22 protein-coding genes are annotated in these 23,365 nt (G+C 64.5%); 18 read left to right on the forward strand and 4 right to left on the reverse strand.

The features are described from left to right. Window positions 1-61 precede the first annotated feature (61 nt). Window positions 62-409, reverse strand: a complete 348-nt coding sequence (locus H4V99_RS06855; RefSeq protein WP_280676719.1) for a DUF1844 domain-containing protein — start codon at window positions 407-409, stop codon at window positions 62-64. Window positions 410-649: 240 nt separating this feature from the next. Between H4V99_RS06855 and infC the strand changes: the two genes are divergently transcribed. From infC to pheT, 10 genes are all read left to right on the forward strand, one after another. Then, a complete protein-coding gene (gene infC / locus H4V99_RS06860; RefSeq protein ID WP_280676721.1) occupies window positions 650-1,285 on the forward strand; it encodes a translation initiation factor IF-3 in 636 nt (211 codons plus the stop codon). Further along, a complete protein-coding gene (gene rpmI / locus H4V99_RS06865; RefSeq protein WP_280676723.1) occupies window positions 1,278-1,472 on the forward strand; it encodes a 50S ribosomal protein L35 in 195 nt (64 codons plus the stop codon). The genes infC and rpmI overlap by 8 nt, the downstream gene beginning before the upstream one ends. Before the next feature lie 39 nt (window positions 1,473-1,511). Then, the gene (gene rplT, locus H4V99_RS06870; RefSeq protein WP_280676725.1) at window positions 1,512-1,901 is read left to right on the forward strand and encodes a 50S ribosomal protein L20; all 390 of its coding nucleotides are present in this window, start codon (window positions 1,512-1,514) and stop codon (window positions 1,899-1,901) included. A gap of 111 nt (window positions 1,902-2,012) precedes the next feature. Continuing rightward, a complete protein-coding gene (locus H4V99_RS06875) occupies window positions 2,013-2,813 on the forward strand; it encodes an RNA methyltransferase (protein WP_280676727.1) in 801 nt (266 codons plus the stop codon). Window positions 2,814-2,944: 131 nt separating this feature from the next. Further along, the gene (locus H4V99_RS06880; protein ID WP_280676729.1) at window positions 2,945-3,733 is read left to right on the forward strand and encodes an amino acid ABC transporter ATP-binding protein; all 789 of its coding nucleotides are present in this window, start codon (window positions 2,945-2,947) and stop codon (window positions 3,731-3,733) included. Window positions 3,734-3,812: 79 nt separating this feature from the next. Then, window positions 3,813-4,703, forward strand: a complete 891-nt coding sequence (locus tag H4V99_RS06885) for a glutamate ABC transporter substrate-binding protein (protein WP_280676731.1) — start codon at window positions 3,813-3,815, stop codon at window positions 4,701-4,703. A gap of 86 nt (window positions 4,704-4,789) precedes the next feature. Then, on the forward strand, window positions 4,790-5,437 hold the full coding sequence (locus H4V99_RS06890) for an amino acid ABC transporter permease (RefSeq protein ID WP_280676733.1): 648 nt from the start codon (window positions 4,790-4,792) through the stop codon (window positions 5,435-5,437). Next, window positions 5,434-6,285 carry an amino acid ABC transporter permease gene (locus H4V99_RS06895; RefSeq protein WP_280676735.1) on the forward strand — a complete coding sequence of 284 codons (852 nt, stop codon included), beginning with the start codon at window positions 5,434-5,436 and terminating at the stop codon, window positions 6,283-6,285. The genes H4V99_RS06890 and H4V99_RS06895 overlap by 4 nt, the downstream gene beginning before the upstream one ends. 59 nt (window positions 6,286-6,344) lie before the next feature. After that, the gene (gene pheS / locus H4V99_RS06900) at window positions 6,345-7,385 is read left to right on the forward strand and encodes a phenylalanine--tRNA ligase subunit alpha (RefSeq protein WP_280676737.1); all 1,041 of its coding nucleotides are present in this window, start codon (window positions 6,345-6,347) and stop codon (window positions 7,383-7,385) included. Beyond that, entirely contained in the window at window positions 7,385-9,904 is a 2,520-nt protein-coding gene (pheT, locus tag H4V99_RS06905) for a phenylalanine--tRNA ligase subunit beta (protein ID WP_280676739.1), read from the forward strand. Before pheS ends, pheT begins: the two co-directional genes overlap by 1 nt. A gap of 1,626 nt (window positions 9,905-11,530) precedes the next feature. Here pheT and H4V99_RS06910 read toward each other — a convergent pair. After that, window positions 11,531-12,562: a hypothetical protein gene (locus H4V99_RS06910; protein WP_280676741.1), complete on the reverse strand. Its 1,032-nt coding sequence runs from the start codon at window positions 12,560-12,562 to the stop codon at window positions 11,531-11,533. Window positions 12,563-13,325: 763 nt separating this feature from the next. Between H4V99_RS06910 and argC the strand changes: the two genes are divergently transcribed. The 8 genes from argC to H4V99_RS06950 all read left to right on the forward strand — a co-directional run bounded on the left by argC (window position 13,326) and on the right by H4V99_RS06950 (window position 22,020). Next, window positions 13,326-14,369: an N-acetyl-gamma-glutamyl-phosphate reductase gene (gene argC, locus H4V99_RS06915; protein WP_280676743.1), complete on the forward strand. Its 1,044-nt coding sequence runs from the start codon at window positions 13,326-13,328 to the stop codon at window positions 14,367-14,369. Then, the gene (gene argJ, locus H4V99_RS06920) at window positions 14,366-15,538 is read left to right on the forward strand and encodes a bifunctional glutamate N-acetyltransferase/amino-acid acetyltransferase ArgJ (protein WP_280676745.1); all 1,173 of its coding nucleotides are present in this window, start codon (window positions 14,366-14,368) and stop codon (window positions 15,536-15,538) included. Before argC ends, argJ begins: the two co-directional genes overlap by 4 nt. After that, complete coding sequence (argB, locus tag H4V99_RS06925; RefSeq protein ID WP_280676747.1) at window positions 15,538-16,479, forward strand: acetylglutamate kinase; 942 nt, start codon at window positions 15,538-15,540, stop codon at window positions 16,477-16,479. The genes argJ and argB overlap by 1 nt, the downstream gene beginning before the upstream one ends. Window positions 16,480-16,481: 2 nt before the next feature. Next, entirely contained in the window at window positions 16,482-17,702 is a 1,221-nt protein-coding gene (locus H4V99_RS06930; protein WP_280680003.1) for an acetylornithine transaminase, read from the forward strand. 36 nt (window positions 17,703-17,738) lie between these two features. Beyond that, on the forward strand, window positions 17,739-18,668 hold the full coding sequence (gene argF, locus H4V99_RS06935) for an ornithine carbamoyltransferase (RefSeq protein WP_280676749.1): 930 nt from the start codon (window positions 17,739-17,741) through the stop codon (window positions 18,666-18,668). Between the two features lie 118 nt (window positions 18,669-18,786). Then, the gene (locus tag H4V99_RS06940; protein WP_280676751.1) at window positions 18,787-19,986 is read left to right on the forward strand and encodes an argininosuccinate synthase; all 1,200 of its coding nucleotides are present in this window, start codon (window positions 18,787-18,789) and stop codon (window positions 19,984-19,986) included. A gap of 7 nt (window positions 19,987-19,993) precedes the next feature. Beyond that, window positions 19,994-21,430, forward strand: a complete 1,437-nt coding sequence (argH, locus tag H4V99_RS06945) for an argininosuccinate lyase (protein ID WP_280676753.1) — start codon at window positions 19,994-19,996, stop codon at window positions 21,428-21,430. Next, on the forward strand, window positions 21,427-22,020 hold the full coding sequence (locus H4V99_RS06950) for a DNA-3-methyladenine glycosylase (RefSeq protein ID WP_280676755.1): 594 nt from the start codon (window positions 21,427-21,429) through the stop codon (window positions 22,018-22,020). The genes argH and H4V99_RS06950 overlap by 4 nt, the downstream gene beginning before the upstream one ends. A 28-nt stretch (window positions 22,021-22,048) precedes the next feature. Here the strand turns inward: H4V99_RS06950 and H4V99_RS06955 are convergent, their stop codons facing one another. Next, a complete protein-coding gene (locus H4V99_RS06955; RefSeq protein ID WP_280676757.1) occupies window positions 22,049-22,639 on the reverse strand; it encodes a hypothetical protein in 591 nt (196 codons plus the stop codon). Beyond that, a complete protein-coding gene (locus H4V99_RS06960) occupies window positions 22,636-23,295 on the reverse strand; it encodes a DNA-binding protein (protein WP_280676759.1) in 660 nt (219 codons plus the stop codon). The genes H4V99_RS06955 and H4V99_RS06960 overlap by 4 nt, the downstream gene beginning before the upstream one ends. Between the last annotated feature and the right edge of the window lie 70 nt (window positions 23,296-23,365).

A 23,365-nucleotide genomic window follows, 5' to 3' on the forward strand; every position in this document is an offset into this window, starting at 1 on the left:
CGGGACTGGCTCGACCAGCGGGAGGGAAGCTGCTGGTCGAGCCGGTCGGAAGCCGGTGGAGCTAGTTGACGGGTCCGGTGTACTTCTCGCCGGGGCCCTCGCCGATGGGGTCGGGAATCGCGGATGCCTCGCGGAACGCGAGCTGAACGGAACGCAGCCCGTCCCGAAGGCTGCGCGCGTGCATGTCGGAGATCTCGGGAGCAGCTGCCGTCACCAGGCCAGCCAAAGCCGTGATGAGCTTGCGGGCCTCATCGAGATCCATCTGCACCGTGGGGTCGTCTGCCAGACCACACTTCACGGCTGCCGCGCTCAACAGGTGCACGGCGGCGGTGGTGATGATCTCCACGGCTCCCACGTCTGCGATGTCTCGCGTTGCCTGAGCGGTTTCCTCGTCGTAATTGGTACTCACTGCCATCCTCTGCTAGTGTTATGTCGGTTCCGAGACATTAGTCTCGGTACGAAAGTGGAAAATCTCCCACCCGCGCTTGACCGCTTCATAAAGGTTACCGGGTAGTTTGCACTCCGTCGTCGTCCGCTGGTCTCCAGAGGGTGAAGGCAGCTAGGGTGCCGTGTGGTTAGGCGAGCAGTACGCTCGAAAAAACGCTCGTGATTTCCTCTCTCGTCCCCAGTCGGCATCCGCTGTCTGGTTGTGACCCTGAATATCCAGGAGGAGAGACGCATCAGCGATCCCCGTACAAATGACCGTATTCGCGTCCCCGAAGTTCGTCTCGTTGGTCCCAACGGCGAGCAGGTTGGGGTCGTGGCCATAGATGTTGCCCTGCGACTGGCCCAGGACGCCGACCTCGACCTCGTCGAAGTTGCCCCTGAAGCTAAGCCTCCCGTGGCGAAGATCATGGACTACGGCAAGTTCAAGTACGAGGCTGCGCAGAAGGCCAAAGAGGCCCGGCGCAACCAGGCGAACACGATCCTCAAAGAGGTTCGTTTCCGTCTCAAGATCGATACTCACGACTACGAAACCAAGCGCAAACGCGCCGAAGGCTTCCTGAAGGCCGGCGACAAGGTCAAGGCCATGATTTTGTTCCGTGGTCGTGAACAGTCCCGTCCCGACCAGGGCGTACGACTGCTCAAAAAGTTTGCCGAGGATGTGTCCGAATTTGGTTCCGTGGAATCAACTCCGACCATTGACGGACGAAACATGGTCATGGTCATCGGACCTCTGAAGAACAAGTCAGAGGCCAAGGCGGAGACTAACGCACATAAGGCTGCTGAAAAGGCAGACAAGGCCGCCGATAAGGCAGCGAAACTGGAGGATAAAGATGCCTAAGATGAAGACCCACTCTGGCACGAAGAAGCGTTTCAAGGTCACCGGAAGCGGCAAGATCATGAAGCAGCAGGCCGGCATGCGACACAACCTCGAGGTTAAGAGCACCAAGCGCAAGTCTCGCCTCAACAAGGACCAGGTTCTGGCTAAGTCGGACACCAAGGTCATCAAGAAGCTTCTCGGTCTCTAAGCAACCGACGACCGCACACACTTTTAAGGAACCGGAAAAATGGCAAGAGTCAAGAGGGCTGTAAACGCCCACAAAAAGCGTCGCGTTATTCTCGACCGCGCCAAGGGTTACCGCGGCCAGCGTTCGCGCCTGGTCCGTAAGGCCAAGGAGCAGGTCACTCACTCCTTCGTCTACAGCTACCGTGACCGCCGTGCACGCAAGGGTGACTTCCGTCGCCTGTGGATCCAGCGCATCAACGCTGCATCGCGCGCCAACGGCCTCACCTACAACCGTCTGATCCAGGGCCTCGGCCTGGCCGGCATCGAGGTTGACCGTCGTATGCTCGCCGAGCTGGCCGTCAACGAGCCCGCCACCTTCGCGGCACTCGTCGAGTCCGCCAAGGGTGCCCTTCCCGCCGACACGTCGGCACCGAAGGTCGCAGCAGCGTAGTTTCGAGTAGCGAAAAGGGAGTGGCCGCGACAGCGTCCACTCCCTTTTTTGCACCACATCGCGGCCGTCGTGCCTGCAAACACTGACGTTTTCTCCAAGTAGGCTTGATACATGCTTGATAACCCACGTTCACCGCGCGTTAGAGCCGTCGCGAAACTTGCGAAGCGCGACGCGCGCACCGAGACGGGGCTGTTCCTTCTCGAAGGTCCGCAGGCCGTCTCCGAGGCCCTCACGTTCCGTCCAGAGCTCGTCGTGGAGCTGTACGCCACGCCGACCGCCCTCGATCGCTACACCGACATTGCCGAGAAGGCGACGGCCGCCGGGATCGAGGTGGAGTTCGTCTCCGAAGAAGTCCTTGACGCCATGGCCGACACGGTCACACCGCAGGGTTTCGTGGCCGTGTGCCACCAGTTCCCCACCTCGGTGAAGAAGATCTTCAACGCCGACCCCAAGCTCGTGGTCATCCTCGAAGAGGTGCGCGACCCGGGCAACGCCGGAACGATCATTCGCGCAGCGGATGCCGCAGGCGCCGACGCCGTGATCCTCTGCGGACGCAGCGTTGACCTCTATAACCCCAAGGTGATTCGTTCCTCCACCGGATCGATCTTCCACCTTCCTGTGGCCATTGCCGCGAGCCTCGAAGACGTGCGTGACCGCGTTCGCACCTCGGGCCTGCAGCTGCTGGCCGCCGACATTAAGGGCGACGACCTCCTCACCGCGCGCAACGAGGGACTGCTCGCCGCGCCCACGGCGTGGCTGTTTGGTAACGAAGCTCGTGGCCTTACCGATGAGGACCTCGCCAAGGCAGACCGTGCCATCAGCGTTCCCATCTACGGGCACGCTGAGTCCATGAATCTGGCCACCGCGGCATCCGTCTGCCTATACGAAAGTGCTTTCGCCCAGCGCAGCTAGCCTCGCCACTAAAAGTGCCGGTCCTGACCGGTTTAATTCACCCCTACCCCTGATGGTTCCCAGTGTTACAAATGGGTTACCGTCGGGGGTTTGGTGCGTCATAGGGCACTTTTTCGCCTAAGTTAGGGGGTATGGAGCCTTCAGATTCGTCCCCAGCTACGTCGAACATCACCGTTCGTCGGGGTGAACCCCTCGTTGTGATCAAAGATATTAATAAGCACTATGGTGAGCTTCACGTTCTCAAAAACATCAATGCCGTGGTGAACCGCGGCGAGGTTGTCGTGGTGATCGGGCCGAGTGGTTCCGGGAAGTCCACGCTGTGCCGGGCGATCAATCGCCTGGAAACGATCGATGACGGTGCGATCACCATCGATGGCGTTCACCTGCCAGCCGAGGGCAAAGAACTGGCTGCCCTGCGCGCCGACGTCGGCATGGTTTTTCAGGCATTCAACTTGTTTGCGCACAAGACCGTGCTGCAGAACGTGACTCTGGGCCCCATCAAGGTGCGCGGCATGTCCAAGGTTGAAGCCGATAAGAAAGCCATGATCATGCTCGAACGCGTAGGCGTGGCCAATCAAGCCGAAAAAATGCCGGCGCAGCTCTCCGGTGGCCAGCAGCAGCGCGTGGCGATCGCCCGTGCACTCGCCATGGACCCGAAGCTGATTTTGTTGGACGAACCCACCAGTGCGCTTGACCCCGAAATGATCAATGAAGTTCTCCAAGTCATGATTGACCTCGCGAATGAGGGTATGACGATGATCGTTGTCACCCACGAGATGGGATTTGCCCGCAAGGCGGCCGACCGTGTCATTTTCATGGCTGAGGGTGAAATCGTTGAAGAGACGACCCCGGAGGAGTTCTTCACCAACCCGAAGAGCGCCCGCGCCCAAGACTTTCTGTCGAAAATCATCAACCATTAAACAATCCTGACCGTGTGACTTTCACCCGGACCATTATTTGTCCGTGACCAATCCATTCCCATCAAGAAAAGGAATCACAATGCGCAAGAAACTCAGCCTCCTGGCCACAGCAGCCACAGCGGCACTGCTTCTCGCGGGCTGTTCCGGCGGAGACACCGCTGGAACGGGCTCGGGCGATGCACCGTCAGCCGGGGCCTTCGATGTGGCCACCGACGTGTCCCTCACCGGTAGCCCCACGTACGACGCGATGGTTGCGGCGGACAAGGTGCGTATCGGCGTCAAGGAAGACCAGCCCGGCCTCGGCTACCTCGACGCAGCAACCGGAGAACGCTCCGGCTTCGACATCGAAATCGCTCGTTGGGTTGCCGCCTCGCTCGGCTTCGCAGACGACAAGATCGAGTTCGTGGCGATCCCGAGTGCGAACCGCGAGTCGGCCATCGTGAACGGTGACATCGACTACTACGTCGGAACCTATTCGATCACCGAAAAGCGCAAGACGCAGATCGACTTTGCTGGCCCCTATTTCGTCACCGGACAGGGCATCCTGGTCGCTGCCGACAACACCACCATCGAGAGCGAAGCAGACCTCGCCGGCACGACCGTCTGTTCTGCGACCGGGTCCACCCCCATCCAGAACATCAAGGACAACTACCCCGACACGAAGACCGTCGAGTTCGACACGTACTCGCAGTGTGTTGAGGCAGTCAAGGACGGTTCAGCGGATGCGGTCACAACCGACCAGGCGATCCTGCTCGGCTATGCCTCGGAAAGCCCCGACACCCTGAAGGTCGTCGGCGAGCCCTTCTCTGTTGAGAACTACGGCGTGGGAATGCCCCTGGGCGACACCGCACTGCGTACGTTCGTGAACGACATGTTCACCAATGGCAATGCCACGTGGCAGACCATCTATGACGAGACGCTCGGACTGTCGGGCACCGTTGTTGAGCAGCCCACGGTCGACGCGTACTAAAGAACACCGTCGGTGGCCTGCCTGTGCGGGCCACCGACTCACGCGCACAGTAACAATTCCCTACACGGAAAGGAGAGGCTCGGCCCATGGACACACTGCTTAATAACCTTGACGTCTTCGTCGACGGATTCACTTTGACGCTGCAGCTGTTTCTCTGGGCCGCCCTCTTCGCCCTGATTCTCGGCACCATCGTTGGCGCCATGCGCGTTTCCCCCATCGCACCGATGCGCTGGGTGGGAACCGGATACGTCAACCTCGTTCGCAACACCCCACTCACTCTGCTCATGTTCTTCTTCGCTTTCGGCTATCCCAAGTTGGATCTGCCGAGCGTGGGCTACACCCAGCTCGCGATCATGGCGCTCAGCCTGTACACCGCTACCTACGTTGCCGAGACTCTCCGCGCGGGAATCAATACGGTGCCCGTTGGGCAGGCAGAAGCGTCGCGAGCCATTGGCCTCACGTTCGGCCAGAGCATGTCGTTCGTTCTGCTCCCGCAAGCATTTCGAGCGGTGATTCCGCCCATGATGAGTGTATTCATCGCATTGCTGAAGAACACTACTGTTGCGGCCGGGTTCTCCGTCGCTGAAGCGGGATACATTCGGGCGAATCTTTCGGAGCGCGGTGAGCCCGCCATCGTCGTGCTTCTATGGGTCGCATTCTTCTTCGTGCTGCTCGTAGGCGTGCTCTCCTACGTACAGCGGATTCTGGAAAACCGTCTGAAGGTGGCTCGATGAGTAACGTGCTGTTCGACGCACCGGGCCCCCGTGCCCTTCTGCGCCACAAGTACATCGGTGTCCTGACACTTCTGGTCGTCGCCGGACTCCTGGGCTTCATCATCTTTCGGTTCATTGAAACCGATCAGTTCACGGCCGCAAAGTGGGAGTTGTTCACGTTCCCACTCGTGCACGTCGCCATCTTCAAGGCACTGCTAGCGACCCTGCAAGCATTCGGTGTGGCTGCTGTGCTGAGTCTGGCGCTGGGCCTGCTCCTGCTGATCGGCCGGGTCTCCCAGCATCGCTGGATCAGCCGGCCGACATACTTGTTTATTGAGCTATTCCGGGCCATCCCGCTCCTGATCCTGATGATGATCATGTACTACGGACTCCCGCCGCTCGGTGTGACCTTCGTCACCCCGTTCGTCGCCGTGGTCACCGGACTGACCCTGTACAACGGATCCGTCCTGGCGGAGGTCTTTCGGGCCGGGATTGAGTCTCTTCCCAAGGGGCAGTCTGAAGCCGCGTATGCCATTGGCATGCGAAAGACACAGGTCATGCGCATGATCCTGCTTCCGCAGGCCCTGCGTGCCATGGCGCCGGTCATCGTGTCGCAGCTTGTCGTCGTGCTGAAGGACACCGCCCTCGGCTTCATCGTCACGTACCAGGAGCTGCTCTATCTGGCCAAGTTCTACGGAACGCAGTCCCGATACGACTCGCCGATCATTCCTGCGGCGATCATTGTCGCCACGATTTACATCGCGCTGTGCCTTCTACTCGCGGGAGTGGCGAAGATCGTTGAGGTGCGCACCAAGCGCGGCTACGCCAAAAATGTGAAGGTTCAAGAGCTGGTGAACGAGACCGCCTAGCGGGGGTCGCATGCGCGATCGAGTGGACGGCATCCGCTCGCCCGCTAAACTTGGGCCTTGTGCCTGTACCCACTGAAATTTCTGAATCGGCGGTGAGCGCTGCGGTTGACGCAGCACTCACCGCCATTTCCATTGCCGAGACCTCCGCGCACCTCAAGAACGTGCGCAGCGAGCACGTGGGGGAGTCATCCCCCCTCGCCAAGCTCAACGGCCTGATGCGCACGGTTCCCGGCGACCAAAAGGCGGCCGCCGGGAAGCTTCTCGGTCAAGCCAAGGGTCGCGTCACCCAGGCGTTTGCTGCGCGGGAGAGCGCCATCGGCGAGGCCGAGGCCACTGCCCAGCTCGCCGCTGAAACCGTTGATGTCACCGCCGCAGCGTCAACCTGGAAGCCGGGAGCGCGGCATCCGATCTCGCTTCTCACCGAACGTGCGAGCGATGTGTTCGTGGCCATGGGGTGGGAAGTGGCCGAAGGGCCCGAGCTCGAAAGTGAGTGGTTCAACTTCGATGGCCTGAACTTTGACGAGGATCACCCGGCGCGCGCCATGCAGGACACCTTCTTTGTCGAGCCAACGGATGCTCACCTCGTGTTGCGCACTCAGACCTCACCCGTGCAGCTGCGCGCGTTGCTCTCTCGGGAGCTGCCCGTGTATGTCGTGGCCCCGGGGCGCGTGTTTCGCACCGACGAGCTCGACGCCACGCACACGCCGGTGTTCCACCAGATCGAGGGCATCGCCATCGACAAGGGACTCACCATGGCGCACCTGCGCGGCACGCTGGATCACTTTGTGCAGGCGCTGTTCGGCCCCGAAGCCAAGGTGCGCCTGCGCCCCAACTATTTTCCGTTCACCGAACCGAGCGCCGAGCTCGATGTGTGGCACCCGACGTTTAAGGACGGCGCACGGTGGATCGAGTGGGGTGGCTGCGGCATGGTGCACGCGAACGTGCTGCGCGCCGCTGGAATCGACCCCGAGGTCTACTCCGGGTTTGCGTTCGGCGTGGGTGTGGAACGAGCTTTGATGTTTAGAAACGATGTAAAGGACATGCACGACATGGTCGAGGGCGATACCCGGTTCAGCCAGCAGTATGGGATGACGATCTGATGCGCGTACCACTGAGCTGGCTGGGCGAATTCGTTGACCTGGCCCCGGGCACCACGCCCGAAGACGTGCACGCCGCCCTCGTGAGCGTGGGACTCGAAGAGGAAGAGATTCACCGCTTCGAGCTGTCCGGCCCCATCGTCGTGGGTGAGGTTCTGGAGTTTGTGGGCGAACCGCAGAAAAACGGCAAGACCATCAACTGGTGCCAGGTGCGTGTCGCCGCCGACGGCGAGCTCGCGGCCGACGGCGGACCGGCCATTCACGGCATCGTGTGCGGTGCACACAACTTCGCCGTGGGCGACAAGGTGGTTGTCACCCTGCCCGGCGCAGTCCTCCCCGGCCCGTTCCCGATCGCTCCGCGGCAGACCTACGGCCACGTGTCCGACGGCATGATCGCATCCGCTCGTGAGCTGGGCCTCGGCGATGAGCACGACGGCATTCTGCTGCTCTCCTCCCTCGGCCTCGACGCCCCGGTGGGAACCGACGCGATTGCGCTGCTGGGGCTGGACGACTCAGCCGTTGAGGTGAACGTCACCCCTGACCGCGGTTACGCCTTCTCCATTCGCGGCATTGCCCGCGAGTACGCCCACGCCACGGGAGCCGCTTTCCGCGACCCGGCGCTGACCTCGGGTTCGTTCTCGCCCAGCACCATCTTCCCCGTGGTGATTGACGATGCAGCCCCGATTCGCGGCCGCATCGGCTCGACGGTCTTCACCACCCGGACTGTTCGTGGCATCGACCCGACCCGGCCCACGCCGGCGTGGATGGTGGCTCGGCTCGGGCTGGCCGGCATCCGCTCTATTTCGTTGACCGTGGATGTGACCAATTACGTGATGATTGAGCTGGGTCAGCCGCTGCACGGGTACGACCTAGACACGCTCACCGGAGGCATTCTGGTGCGTCGGGCCGAGGCGGGCGAGAAGTTCACCACGCTCGATGGCGTCGTGCGCACCCTCGTGCGGGAAGACCTCCTGATCACCGACGAATCCGGTCCGATCGGCCTCGCCGGCGTGATGGGTGGCGCGTCGACGGAGATTTCGTCCACGAGCGTGAATGTGCTCGTGGAGGCCGCGAACTTCGACCCGGTGTCGATCGCGCGGTCGGCTCGTCGTCACAAGCTGCCGAGTGAGGCGTCACGCCGCTTCGAACGCGGCGTCGACCCGGCCATTGCCGCGGTGGCTGCGGCACGCGTGGTGCAGCTGCTTGTGGATCTCGCCGGGGGAGAGGCCGATGGCCTCGGCTCCGTCCATGACGACAGCGTTGCGCCCGTGGCGATTCACCTGCCCACCGGCTTCATCTCGGGGCTGATTGGCCTCGAGTACACCGGTGACGAGGTGCGCAACTCGCTGCTGGAGATCGGCACGACACTCGTGGAGGCGGACGGCGACCTGTCGGTCACCCCGCCCACCTGGCGCCCTGACCTCACCGACAAGTGGACGCTGGCCGAAGAGGTTGCCCGCATTGTGGGCTACGACCGCATTCCGTCTGTGCTGCCGGTCGCCCCGCCCGGACGTGGCCTCACTCGCGCGCAGACTCTGCGTCGCACGGTGTCGCAGACGCTTGCGGCCACCGGCCACACTGAGGTGCTCGCGTATCCGTTTGTGTCTTCCACGGCGAACGCTGTGTTCGGCGGGACCGATCAGGTTCGTCTCGCCAACGCGATGGACGGCGCCGCTCCCGTGCTGCGCACCACCCTGCTGCCGGGGCTGCTGCAGCTCGCGCACCGCAATCGCTCGCGCGGTCTCGTTGACGTGTCGATCTACGAGCAGGGGCTCGTCTTCCTGCCCGAAGCCGGCGTCACCTACGGTATTCCCGTGGTGCCGCCGGGCGCCGAGAAGCCGAGCGTGGAGGTGCAGGCCGCACTGAACGCCGGAATCCCGCCGCAGCCGCTCCACCTCGGTGTCGTTCTCGTGGGCAACACCCGCCGCCACCAGCCCGGCCACCCGGCCACGCCCGCCGGCTGGCAGGACGCCCTCGCCGCCGTGGCGCAGGTGTCGCTGGCCACCGGCGTTTCGATTCAGGTGCGTCAGGGCTCGCGCCCGGGCATGCACCCGGGCCGCACCGCCGAGCTGTTTGTCACAACGGATGCCGCCGAGCTGGTCGTTGGCTTCGCCGGCGAGCTGCTGCCCTCTGTCGCCAAGGATTACGACCTTCCGTCGGTCGTGGCGGTTGCCGAAATTGACCTGGATGCTGTTATCGCGCAGGCAACCTCGGTGGTCTCGGCCACGGAGATCCGCACCAAGCCGGCGGCCACCCAGGACCTCTCGCTCGTGGTGAGTGTGGAGGTTGCCGCCGGCGACCTGCGCGCCGCCGTGATTGAGGGTGCGGGCGCGCTGCTCGAGCGCATCGACCTCGTGGATGACTACCGCGGCGCGGGCATCGAGCCCGGCCAGAAGTCGCTCACGTTCGCGCTGCGCTTCCGGGCGCCGGATCGAACGCTCACCGCGGCCGAGGCGAGCGACGCGCGCCTGGCCGGCGTGGCGCTCGCATCCGCTCGCTTCGGGGCGACCCTGCGCGAGTAGCGCGCCGCCGGGCCGCGCTGCCGCGCGCCGCGCCTCGCTTCGCGCAACGGCGCGCGGCACTCGTTTGGTCACCGCGCACTCGTCTAAACGAGTGCCGCCTGCCCAAACGAGTGCCGCCTGCCCAAACGAGTGCCGCGCCCGCGGATTGCAGACTTATCGGAGCGGCTACCGGCGACAGGCGTCTGGGTGCACGTGCATCCGTGGGCCCGTCACCGGCTTGCGGCACGTGTTTGGTCACCGGGCGCTTGTCTGAATGAGTGCCGCCTGCCCAAACGAGTGCCGTGCGCGCGGATTGCAGAGTGTCCGCTCTCTTTTCGCGGTGGCCAACGGCGACAGCCGTCTGGGGGTGCACGTGCATCCGTGGGCCCGTCACCGGCTTGCGGCAATCGTTTGGTCGCCGGGCACTCGTCTGAATGAGTGCCGCCTGCCCAAACGAGTGCCGTGCGCGCGGATTGCAGAGTGACCGCTCTCTCTTCGCGGTGGCCAACGGCGACAGCCGTCTGGGGGTGCCCGTGCATCCGTGGGCTCGTCACCGGCTTGCGGCAATCGTTTGGTCGCCGGGCACTTGTCTGAATGAGTGACGCCTGCCCAAACGAGTGCCGTGCCGACGGCCTCCTGTACGCATCCGTTCTGTTCGGCGCGACTCTGCGCCCGCTTGGCGTCGCGCCCGCATCCGCCGGGCACTTACCGCCTCTTGGCACCTGCTCGTTCCCGGCCGTCGTCCCTGGTGGACTTCGCGCCCGCTCTGCGTCGCGCCCGCATCCGCCGGGCACATACCGCCTCGTGGCACTCGTTTGGCGACCGGGCACTCGTCTGATCGAGTGCCGTCCGGCCACACGAGTGCCGTGCCCGGTGGACCTTTTGCGTGCGTCCGCTGTCCTCGGCGCGATCTTGCGCCCGCATTCGTCGGGCGCTCATCGCCTCGTGGCACTCCAGTAGCGACTGACCGCTCGACTGAATGACTGCCGTTCGTCCGAGCGATTGCCGTGTCTGGCTGCCCCTGCGCGCATCCGCTGTCTTTGGCGCGACCCTGCGCACGCAGCCCAGTGCCGCCGGGCTAAAAGAGTGCCGCGACCGCGGGGACACGACGCCGCGCGCCAATGTCAGTGGGTGCCCGTAGCGTGTGTGGTACTTACTCAGTGAATCTCGTGCCGAGAACATGGAGAAGAACATGAAGGTTCTAGTAGCTACCCGCGCAACGCAGGGGCTGTGGACGACCGATCAGGCTGACTGCATCGAGGGCGAGTTGGTGTGGATGAAAGATCCGTGTGAGTTCGGAACGCACGATCCCGAGGGAATGTGCGCATGCGCACGGACATTCTTTGGGATGAGTTCCGACAAGGAAACCACGATCGCTCTGGTCAGAGAGCTCCCCGGGCTCACGCGCCAATCATACGAAATGGCCCTGCGCGCGACATTCGACGCGCATGGTTGGTGCTCGAGGTGCCCGAGCGTTCAGTTCCGACAGCACGTTCTGACCATGGCTCGGTTAGCCGCTGCCATGCCCGCCGGAACGATCGTTGGACGCCGACTGGATTCCTTGGTCGTTCGCCCGCGGTGACGTGATCCCTCCCCTCGCGGCACTCGTTTGATTGGCGGGCACGTGTTCAGACGAGTGCGCCGTGTTCAAATGAGTGCCGTGGTTGGGAGACGCTTGCTTGGTCGCCGATTACGCGCGCGGGGTACATCCTTTTCGCACAAGAACCGATAGAAATCTGGGGAATTGAACGCGAGATCCCAGTCCCAGCGGTCGAAGCTGTTCACGAGCGGGCGGAGAAGGTCTTCCCGTTTCTTCTCGGACCTGACCACGCCGACGATGTCCTTGCCTTTCATGACCTCCGCACGCGTGTACTTGATATCACCGTCGAACTCGCCGACTTTGCGGACACCGCGCCAGAAGTAATCCACGAAGAACGTGCGCCCATTCACGTCGAAGCGCACCTGCAATTCGGGAATCTCGAAGCCTAGCTCGTCGAAACGAACCCGACTAAGTGATTCTCCGGCGTTGGCCGAGAGGCCATTCGCGAAGGTAATTGCTCGATGTGCCGCACGCCATCCCGCGCGAGGGTGCACCATCGCTAATTCGGTGAGGAGGGCATCCTTCGTAATCGCGGATGCCGCTTGGCTGCCCGCTTTACTCTCCGCCTTCATGCGCAGAGCCTCATGATGGAGCACGTGATCGACCATGGCGACCCCGACCAGAAAACTCGAACTCGCTGCCATGTCGATGAGGGTGCGGGGCAGGCTGGTAACCCTCACGCCCGCGACGAGTGTCGAGTTCGGATCGGGCACCCCGCGATGTGCCGTGAGCAGTCGGTGGCTGCTGTCTCCACGGGCCTCGGGAAATAGTGCGTGCGTGGTGGCGGGCCACGCGCCGATAAGTGGCAATCCGTGCATGACCGCCGCTGAGTGGTGGGAAAGGAGGAGCTCGGTGTTGGCATGAGCTGCCGTGGCACGTACAACGAACCGGTACCGCCCGGCGTGGTTCTCGGCCTTCCACCTGGGGCCGAGGACGTACCAGCCTGTTCGTACACGCCAGAGCTGGCCGCGTTGCACCAGTACGCCGACGGTGTAGGAGTTCATCCCTGACGCGCGGAGCGCCTCGGCCGGGATGAGTCCGTCGTTGAGTCCATCGTAGGTTTCCAGTATGTCCAGCATCCCCATACTCTGTCCCCGTCGACCCGTTGGATGCGGGCCGGCGCACGATCTGTGCAGAACTGGCCGCGGGCATCCGCTGTGGGGGAGGTTGCGGGTTTCGTGGCACGTGTCTGGTGGGGTGGCACTTGTTTGGATGAGTGCCGTCTGGCGGAAGGAGTGCCGTGACGGGTGGTGCGGGGGAGCGGTGCGGGGACCGGGAGCGGGGAGCTGCGCGGTGGGCCGGGGGTGGGCATCCGCTGTGGGAGAGGTTGCGGCTCTCGTGGCGTGTGTCTGGCGGGGTGGCACTTGTTTGGATGAGTGCCGTCTGGTGAAAGGAGTGCCGTGACGGGCGGTGCGGGGGAGCAGCGCGGGAATAGGGAGCGGGGAGCTGCGCGGGAGAGCCGCGCGCGGACCGGGGGTGGGCGTCCGCTCGGGGAGAGGGTGCGGCTCTCGTGGCGCGCGTTTGCTGGGCGGGCACTTGTTTGGATGAGTGCCCTCTGGCGAAAGGAGTGCCGCGACGGTAGGAGCGGGGGAGCGGCGAGCGGGGAGCTGCGCGGGAGAGCAGCGAGCGGACCAGGGGCGGGCGTCCGCTCGGGGAGAGGTTGCGGCTCTCGTGGCGCGCGTTTGCTGGGCGGGCACTTGTTTGGATGAGTGCCGTGCGATCAGAGGAGTGCCGCGAGACTCGGCGAGTCGAATACCGGGGGCGACTGGCGCAGGGGCGAATGCTGCGAGGGCGGATGCCGCCGGGAAATGAGGGATGGCAGGGGCGCGCTAAGTTTGACGCATGGTATTTTCGGTGGCGGTAGCGGGCGCAAGTGGCTATGCGGGCGGAGAATTGTTGCGTTTGTTGGCCGGACATCCCGAGTTTGATGTGCAAACGGTCACCGCACACAGCAACGCGGGCCAACCACTCATTGACGTTCAGCCGCACCTTCGATCGCTGGCACACCTGACGCTGGTGGACACCACACCCGAGACGCTGAGTGGTCACGATGTGGTGTTTCTCGCGCTTCCGCACGGTAAGTCGGGGGAGCTCACCGCTCACCTGAATGCCGACACCCTCGTGGTTGATTGCGGTGCCGACCACCGTCTGCAGAGCGAAGACGACTGGGCCGCCTTCTATGGCGGCGACTACTACGGCGCCTGGGCGTACGGTGTCCCCGAATTGCCCACCGCCTCCGGCCGGTTGCGCGACACGCTGGCGAACGCCCGGCGCATCGCAGCCCCCGGCTGCAACGCGAGCACGGTGGCACTGGCGCTTGCGCCCGGCATCCGCTCGGGAGTCATCGAGGAGGCCGACCTGGTGGCGGTTCTCGCCGTGGGTCCCTCGGGGGCGGGCAAGAGCCTCAAGCTCCCCAACCTGGCGAGTGAGATCCTCGGCTCCGCCAACCCCTACGCGGTGGGCGGCACGCACCGGCACATCCCCGAGATTCAGCAGAGCCTGCGCTGGGCGGGGGCCGCAAAACCGACAATCTCGTTCACCCCGGTGATCGTGCCCATGGCCCGCGGCATTCTCGCTACCGCCACCGCTCGACTCGTTCCCGGTACCTCGGCGGCCGCCGTGCGTGCGGCCTGGGAAGAGACCTATGCGAACGAACCGTTCGTGCACGTACTTCCCGCCGGTCACTTTCCACGTACCGCCGACGTGCTGGGGGCCAATACCGCGCTCATCGGCCTCGCCGTTGACGAAGCGGCCGGTCGCGTCGTCACCATCACCGCCGTCGACAATCTTGTTAAAGGCACCGCTGGCGCTGCCATCCAATCGGCCAATATTGCCCTCGGTCTGCCTCAGACGCTGGGTCTCACCACGAATGGAGTTGCCCCATGAGCGTTACCGCAGCGGCAGGATTCGCCGCAGCCGGTGTCACCGCCGGCCTCAAGAAGTCGGGCGGGCTCGACCTCGCCATCGTGCAGAACCTGGGCCCGCTCACCAGCTGTGCCACCGTGTTCACGACCAACCGCTGCCAGGCCAACCCGGTGATCTGGAGCAAGCAGGTGATGAAAGACGGCGTGGTGAGCGCCATCGTTCTGAACTCGGGCGGCGCCAACTGCTACACCGGCTCGATCGGGTTCCAGACCACCCACGCCACCGCCGAAACGGTCGCCACCGAGCTGGGTGTCGCCTCGGGTGATGTGCTCGTGTGCTCCACCGGCCTCATCGGCGAGCAGCTCAACCTTGACCTCGTGACGGCCGGCGTGCTCGATGCCGCCCGGGTTCTCACAACGGATGCTGCCACCATGCCCGACGCCGGCCTCCTGGCCGCCCGGGCCATCATGACCACCGACACCACCCCGAAGCAGTCGCTCATCACAGCGGATGCCGGCTGGACCGTGGGCGGAATGGCCAAGGGAGCCGGCATGCTCGCGCCTGGGCTGGCCACGATGCTCGTCGTGATCACCACCGACGCTGTGCTGTCCTCGCCACAGCTCGACTCCGCGCTGCGCGAGGCCACCCGCCTCACCTTCGACCGCCTCGACTCCGACGGCTGCATGTCGACGAACGACACCGTGAGCCTGCTCGGCTCCGGCGCGAGCGGCATCGAGCCCGACCTGGCCGAGTTCACGGCCGCGCTCGTTGCCCTCTGCCAGGACCTCACCTTGCAGTTGCAGGGTGACGCCGAGGGTTCCGCGCACGACGTGGCCATCGAAGTGCGCAATGCGGCGTCCGAAGCGGATGCCGTGACCGTGGCCCGGGCCGTCTCCCGCAGTGCGCTGTTCAAGACGGCTATCTACGGCAACGACCCCAACTGGGGACGCGTCCTCGCCGCCGTGGGAACAACCGCTGCCGCGTTCGATCCCTACGGTATCGACGTGGCCATCAATGACGTTCAGGTGTGCACGGCCGGCGAGCCGGACCAGCCCCGGGAACTGGTGGACCTCACCCCACGAGCGGTGTCGGTGGTCATCGACCTGCACGAGGGCAGCGAATCAGCCACCGTCTGGACCAACGACCTCACCCACGAGTACGTCGAAGAGAACAGCGCGTACTCCAGCTGATGTCGACAGCGGATGCCCTGACGGCGAACACGGGGAGCATCCCGGCCAGCAGCCCGGCCAGCAGCCCGGCCGAGGCTGCGGTGAAGGCCGCGACCCTCATTGAGTCGCTCCCGTGGTTGAAGCGCTTTCATGACCAGATCGTTGTCGTCAAATTTGGCGGCAACGCCATGGTCAGTGAAGAACTGCAGCGGGCCTTCGCGGAGGACATGGTCTACCTGCGTTATGCCGGCATCCGCCCCGTTGTCGTGCACGGAGGCGGCCCGCAGATCTCGGCAATGCTCGCCCGCCTGGGTATCGAGAGCGAGTTCCGTGGCGGCTACCGGGTGACGACCCCGGAAGCGATGGATGTGGTGCGCATGGTGCTCACCGGGCAGATCAACCGGAACCTGGTGAGCAACATCAACCAGCACGGTCCGCTCGCCGCCGGGCTCTCGGGCGAGGACGCGGGGCTGTTTCGGGGCAAGCGCCGCGGCGTCATGATTGACGGGGAGCTTGTGGACTTGGGTCTCGTGGGCGACGTGGTGGGGGTTGACCCGGAGGCCGTGCACGCGCAACTCGCCGCCGGGCGCATTCCCGTGGTGTCGTCCATTGCGCCGGACTCGGAGGTTCCGGGTCAGTCCCTCAACGTGAACGCCGATGCCGCGGCCGCGGCCCTGGCCATTGCACTCGGCGCCGCCAAGCTCGTGATTCTCACCGATGTGGCCGGTCTTTACAGCGACTGGCCCAACCGGGAGTCCCTCGTGTCGATGATCACCGTTCCCGAGTTGCGGAACCTTCTCCCCGACCTGGAATCGGGGATGATCCCCAAAATGACGGCGTGCCTCGACGCTGTTGAGGGCGGAGTTGCCAAGGCCGCGATCATTGACGGTCGCGTGCCGCATTCGATTCTGCTCGAAATTTTCACCGGAAATGGCATTGGTACGGAGGTAGTTCCCGCATGAGCATGACGAACACCGGCACGAACACGACGGGCAGCCCCGCGGACGAGACGTCCTGGTCGGACCGCTATGCCGCCGCCATGATGGGCACCTTTGCGCCGCCGCTCGCCCGACTCGTGCGTGGTTGGGGCTGCTACGCCTGGGACGACGCGGGAGTGGAATATCTCGACTTCCTCGGCGGAATTGCCGTCAACTCCCTCGGTCATGCTCACCCCGACGTAGTGGCCGCCGTCAGCGCCCAGGTGGGTACGCTCGCCCACATCTCCAACTACTTTGCGAGCGAACCGCAAATCGAACTCGCCGAACGCCTGCAACGTCTCACCGGGGCCGGGACCGCCGGTCGCGTGTATTTCTGTAACTCCGGCACCGAAGCCAACGAGGCCGCGTTCAAACTTGCCCGCCTCAACGCCGGCGGCGGCACGCGCACCCGCATCCTCGCGCTGACCGACGCGTTCCACGGCCGCACCATGGGTGCCCTTGCCCTCACCGGCAAGGCCGCCATGCGGGCACCGTTCGACCCGATGCCCGGCGGAGTCGAGCACATCGACAGCACCATCGACGCCCTCAACGCCAACATTGACGACACCGTGTGCGCGCTCGTGCTCGAACCCATCAAGGGTGAAGCCGGCGTGCTCCCGCTACCCGACGGTTTTCTGCGCCGCGCCCGCGAACTCTGCACCGAACACGGCGTGCTGCTCATCGTTGATGAGATCCAGACCGGCGTCGGCCGCACCGGCGCCTGGTTCGCGTACCAGCACGAGAACGTGACACCGGATGCCGTCACCCTGGCCAAGGGGTTGGGCGGGGGACTGCCCATTGGGGCCCTCGTAACCTTTGGGGCGGCATCCGCCCTGTTTCAGCGTGGACAGCACGGGTCGACTTTTGGCGGCAACCCGCTCGTGACCGCCGGCGCCAACGCGGTGCTGCACGCGATCGAGCGCGACGACCTCGTGGCCAACGCTGCGCGCCGAGGCGACCAGCTGCGCGCGCTGATCATGGGACTCGGATCGCCACTGATTGACGGGGTGCGGGGGCAGGGTCTGCTCCTCGGCATTGCGCTCCGCGAGCCGGTCGCGGCGAGGCTTGCGGCATCCGCTCTGCAGACTGGACTCATTGTGAACGCGGCGAATGAAACCACCATCCGGCTGGCGCCGCCGCTCATCGTGGGAGACGCCGAGATCGAGCAGTTTGGGCACCGATTCGGGCAGGCACTGGCCACGCTCTAGAGTTGACCAATTACACAAACGATCGAAAGTGACACCGTGACCCGCCATTTCCTTCGCGACGATGACCTCTCCCCGGCCGAACAGGCCGAAATTCTTGATCTGGCATTGGAGCTCAAGCGAGACAGATTCGCGGTTCGACCCCTGGCCGGCCCACAGACCGTCGCCGTGATCTTCGACAAGTCGTCCACGCGCACCCGAGTGTCATTTGCTGTCGGCATCGCCGATCTGGGGGGTAGCCCGCTCATCATCAGCACCGCCAACAGTCAGCTGGGCGGCAAAGAAACCGCGTCCGACACGGCGCGCGTGCTCGAGCGCCAAGTGGCCGCCATCGTGTGGCGCACCTACGGCCAGGCCGGCCTCGAGGAGATGGCCCACGGAACCACCGTTCCGGTCATCAACGCACTCTCCGACGATTTTCACCCGTGCCAGTTGCTCGCCGACCTGCTCACCATTCGCGAGCACCGCGGCGACCTCGCCGGTCAGACCATCGTGTTTCTCGGCGACGGCGCCTGCAACATGGGCCAGTCCTACCTGCTCGCCGGTGCGACCGCGGGCATGCACGTGCGCATCGCGTCGCCGGCCGGCTACACGCCCACCGACGCAGTTGTAGCGGATGCCACGGCCATCGCCCTGCGCACCGGCGGTTCCGTTGAACTCTTCACCGATCCGCTCGAAGCCGTTGTCGGTGTTGACGTGGTTGTCACCGACACGTGGGTGTCGATGGGCAAGGAAGAGGAAAAGGCCACCCGCCTGAGCGACCTCGGACACTACCGCGTGGACGCGGCCATGATGGCGCTCGCCAAGCCCGGCGCGCACTTCATGCACTGCCTGCCGGCCGACCGTGGGTACGAAGTGACCGCCGACGTGATCGACGGGGCGCAGAGCATCATCTGGGACGAGGCAGAGAACCGTCTGCACGCTCAGAAGGCTCTGCTCGTGTGGTTGCTCGCGCACAACGCGGCCTAACCCGCACCGAAGTTCGACGAGCCCGGCGGTGTCGGGCTGGTCGAGGGTGTGCGGTCTCGCACGCTCACCCCACGCATTTACGTAAACTTGAACCAGATCAAAGATTTTAGGGAGAACCATGGCTGAACGTGTTGTGCTCGCATACTCCGGTGGACTTGATACCTCGGTGGGTATCGGCTGGCTGAAGGACGCCACCGGCAAAGAGGTTGTGGCCCTCGCCGTTGACGTGGGACAAGAGGGCGAGGACATGGAGGTCATCCGCCAGCGCGCACTCGACTGTGGTGCCGTGGAGTCGATCGTCATCGACGCGAAGGAAGAATTCGCGAACGACTACATCGTGCCCACACTGAAGGCCAACGCCCTGTATCAGAAGCGTTACCCGCTGGTGTCGGCCATCAGCCGCCCGCTGATCGCCAAGTACCTGGCCTCCACCGCCATCGAGCTCGGCGCCGACAGTGTTGCCCACGGCTGCACCGGCAAGGGCAACGACCAGGTTCGGTTCGAAGCGGCCGTCGCAGCTCTGGCCCCCGAGCTCACGTCGCTGGCCCCCGTGCGTGACTTCGCGCTCACCCGCGACAAGGCCATCGAGTACGCCGCCACGCACAACCTGCCCATCGTGCAGTCAAAGAAGAGCCCGTACTCGATCGACCAGAACGTGTGGGGTCGCGCCGTCGAAACCGGGTTCCTCGAGGACCCGTGGAACGCACCGATTGAGGATCTTTACACCTACACCCAGGACCCGTCGGTCACCCGGGCACCCACCGAGGTCGTCATCTCCTTCGACCAGGGCGTGCCCGTTGCCATTGATGGCAAGAAGGTCACCCCGCTGCAGGTCATTCAGCTCATGAACCGTCTCGCCGGCGACCAGGGTGTGGGACGCATCGACATCGTCGAAGACCGCCTCGTGGGCATCAAGAGCCGTGAGGTGTACGAAGCCCCCGCCGGCATCGCCCTGATTGCCGCACACGAAGAGCTCGAAAACATGACCCTCGAACGCGACGTTGCTCGCTACAAGCGCGGTGTCGAGAGCAAGTGGGCCGAGCTCGTCTATGACGGCCTCTGGTTCTCCGGCCTCAAGCGCAGCCTCGACGTGTTCATCGAGGACACGCAGAAGTACGTGACCGGCGACATCCGCTTGAAAATGCACGCCGGTTCCGCCGTTGTCACGGGTCGCTCGAGCACGACGAGCCTGTACGACTTCAACCTCGCCACGTACGACACGGGTGACTCCTTCGACCAGTCCATGGCCAAGGGATTCATTGAGCTGTGGTCGCTGCCGAGCAAGGTGGCCGCACGTCGCGACGCCGCCGCAAAGTAGGGCATCCATGTCGGGTGAGAAGAACGTGAACCGCGCCGGAAAGGCGGGCGCCCTGTGGGGCGGTCGCTTCGCCGGGGGACCGTCGCCGGAGTTGGCGCGACTGAGCAAGTCGACGCACTTCGACTGGCAGCTGGCCGAGTACGACCTGCGCGGCTCGCGGGCACACGCCCGAGCCCTCGCGGCGGCCGGTTACCTGACCGCTGACGAACTCGAGCAGATGGTTGCGGCCCTCGAACTTCTCGCCCTCGACGTGGCCGAAGGCCGGTTCACGCCGGCCGAGTCCGATGAAGACGTGCACTCCGCGCTCGAACGCGGCCTCATTGATCGGGTGGGCGTTGAGGTGGGCGGCAAGCTTCGTGCCGGACGCAGCCGCAACGACCAGGTGGCGACACTGGTGCGCATGATGCTGCGTGACCACGCGGCAATCATTGCCGGCAACGTCATCGAGCTGATTGATGCGCTGGCCGCACAGGCAGAGGCCCACGCCGACGCCATCATGCCGGGGCGCACACACCTGCAGCACGCTCAGCCGGTGCTGCTCGCGCACCACCTGCTCGCCCACTGCTGGCCGCTCGTGCGTGACCTCGATCGTTTCGTCGATTGGGGAAAGCGCGCCGACTTCTCGCCCTACGGGTCGGGAGCTCTCGCTGGAAACACCCTGGGCCTCGACGCCACCCTCGTGGCGCTCGACCTCGGCTTCGGTGCCGTGGTCGAGAACTCCATTGACGGCACGGCGAGCCGTGATCTGGTTGCGGAATTTGCCTACATCACCGCCCAGATCGGCATCGATATGTCGCGTCTGGCCGAGGAAATCATTCTGTGGAACACCAAGGAGTTCGGCTTCGTCACCCTCGACGACGCCTATTCCACCGGGTCGTCCATCATGCCGCAGAAGAAGAACCCCGACATTGCCGAGCTCGCGCGCGGTAAGTCGGGCCGGATGATCGGCAACCTCACCGGTCTGCTCACCACGCTGAAAGGACTGCCGCTCGCGTACAACCGCGACCTGCAGGAGGACAAAGAGCCGGTCTTCGACTCGATCGAAACGCTCGAAGTGCTGTTGCCCGCCTTCGCCGGAATGATCGCCACGCTCACCTTCCACACCGATCGCATGGCCGAGCTCGCCCCCCAGGGGTTCTCCCTTGCAACGGATGTCGCGGAGTGGCTCGTGAAGCGCCACGTGTCGTTTAGAGATGCGCACGAAATCACCGGTTCTCTGGTGAAGTTCGCCGAGACAAACGGCCTCGACCTGCACGAGGTGGACGACGCTGCGCTGCAGACCATCTCACCCCACCTGGTGCCCGAGGTGCGCGAGGTTCTCACCATTCGCGGATCGACCGCAAGCCGAGACGGCGTGGGCGGAACGGCCCCCGTGCGGGTCGCCGAACAGCGCGCCGCCCTCGTGGAACGCGTTCGTAAGCTCGCGGTCGCTCTCACCGCGTGACGACAGACCTCCGGCAGTTTGCCCGGTCATCTCTTGAGATGGCCCCGTTGCTGCTGGGGGCGCTCCTCACCCGAGGCGACGTGTCGCTGCGGGTCACCGAGGTTGAGGCGTATCTGGGCTCAACCGATCCCGGGTCACATGCCTTTCGGGGAATGACAAAGCGCACCGCCACCATGTTCGGGGCGCCCGGACATGTGTATGCGTACTTTACGTACGGAATGCACGTGTGTGCCAATGTGGTCTGCTCGCCAGAGGGGGAGGCATCCGCTGTGCTCCTGCGTGCGGGGGAAATTGTGGCGGGCCGCGATCTCGCGCGGGAACGCCGGCCGGCGGCAATTCGTGATCGGGACCTCGCTCGCGGCCCGGCGCGATTGACTCAGGCGCTCGGAATTCTGCTGACCGATGATGGGGCGTGCGTGACCGAGGATCCGTTCGGCCTCGTGCTGCCGGAACAACCCGTGGCTTTTGTGACCGGACCCCGCACCGGCGTGGGCGGAGCCGGCGGAGGCGCGGCGTTTCCGTGGCGATTTTGGATGCCGGGGGAGGCATCCGTCTCACCGTATCGGCGACACCCCCACGCCGCACCCTGACCGGGGGCGTGCCCGATGGCGGGCGTGACTAGCTGATGGCGAGACTCACGAGGGCGGCGCACGCACAGGCCCAGATGAGGCTCGCAAACGTGCCGATGATGAAGCGTTCGCGCGACTCGGCGGACGACAGTTCCGTGAAGCGACCGACACCCTTGATGGCGACGACCACAGCGATGCCCTCGGGGAATCCGGCAAGAATGGCGCCTGTTACGGCAAAGCGTTCGAGCATGCCAATCGCGAGCCCGCCGCGGAGCACTTCGTGCACGGCTGCCTCGGCCGAGTCGAGCGCACTGGGCGGGTTTCCCACCAGAATTCCACCGTGCTGACCGGGTGCCACGCTACCCCGAGTAGCCAGGTTGAGGGCGAAGACGGCCATGGGACCACCGCCGAGCACGGACAGGGCAAGAGCGAGCATGCCCAGCACAATACCGAAAGAGGACGGCCCGGCCAGAGTGGGCACACTCGCGATCACCAGTGCCGCGACGAGGGCTGCGATTGAGCCGATGGTGAAGGCGTGCCGCTGCAGTTTGAAGGCGAGGGCCGCGAAAACGAGGGAGCCCAGCGTTGTGAGCAGAAGGATCACCCAGTAGAGGAACGTCAGGATGCTGAAGGTGTTCATGCGGGGATGTCCGTTTCGCTCGTGGCCCGGTCGAGTTGCTCTAGCAGCCTAACGATCGCCGGCGACACTGTGTGTTCCAGCCGATAGTGCGCGGCTTTCACCCGTTGGCTCACCGCCGCCGTCGAAATGCGCAGGGTTGCCGCGATATCAACCTGGTTCAGGCCGCGGTCGAGCAAATCTACGGCCTCCCATCCCTGGGCGGATCGGCGTTGGCGCAGGAGCAGCAGCATGGTGAGCAGCGCCTCCACCTGGTCCGCCGTCAGGCTGAAGCTGCCCGCCGCGGGATCGAGTGGGGACGCTTCGTCGGAGGACGGCGCTGCGACCGCCACGTGGGCATCCATTTTCTTGGCCCGAGTTACGGCATCACGGGCGGAGATGAAGGCCGCGCCCGCGGCTTGACGGGTGGAAGCGGGGAGCGGCGTGCGTACGCTGCCCACGCCGAGCCCGATACTCCAATGTCCGGAGCGGTGCAGCAGCAGGAGAGCGTCGAGGGCGGCGCGCGCATCGGTCAGGATCACCTGAATCTCGTCACCCGCGGTCTGGTCAGCGGGGAGTGCGAAGAAGCTACCGAACCGCTCGCGGAGGGCATCAATCATGTCGCCGGCGCGGTCACGGTCGTTGCGACTGTCGATCTGGTCTGCGGTGATGACGAACATAGATATAAGTCTCTACCCTTTATTATTCATAATCAAGTCTTCAAGCTGAACTCCCTGCAGCTAAGTCCGT

Origin of the sequence: Cryobacterium sp. CG_9.6 (assembly GCF_029893365.1) — a bacterium.
Taxonomy (GTDB): domain Bacteria; phylum Actinomycetota; class Actinomycetes; order Actinomycetales; family Microbacteriaceae; genus Cryobacterium.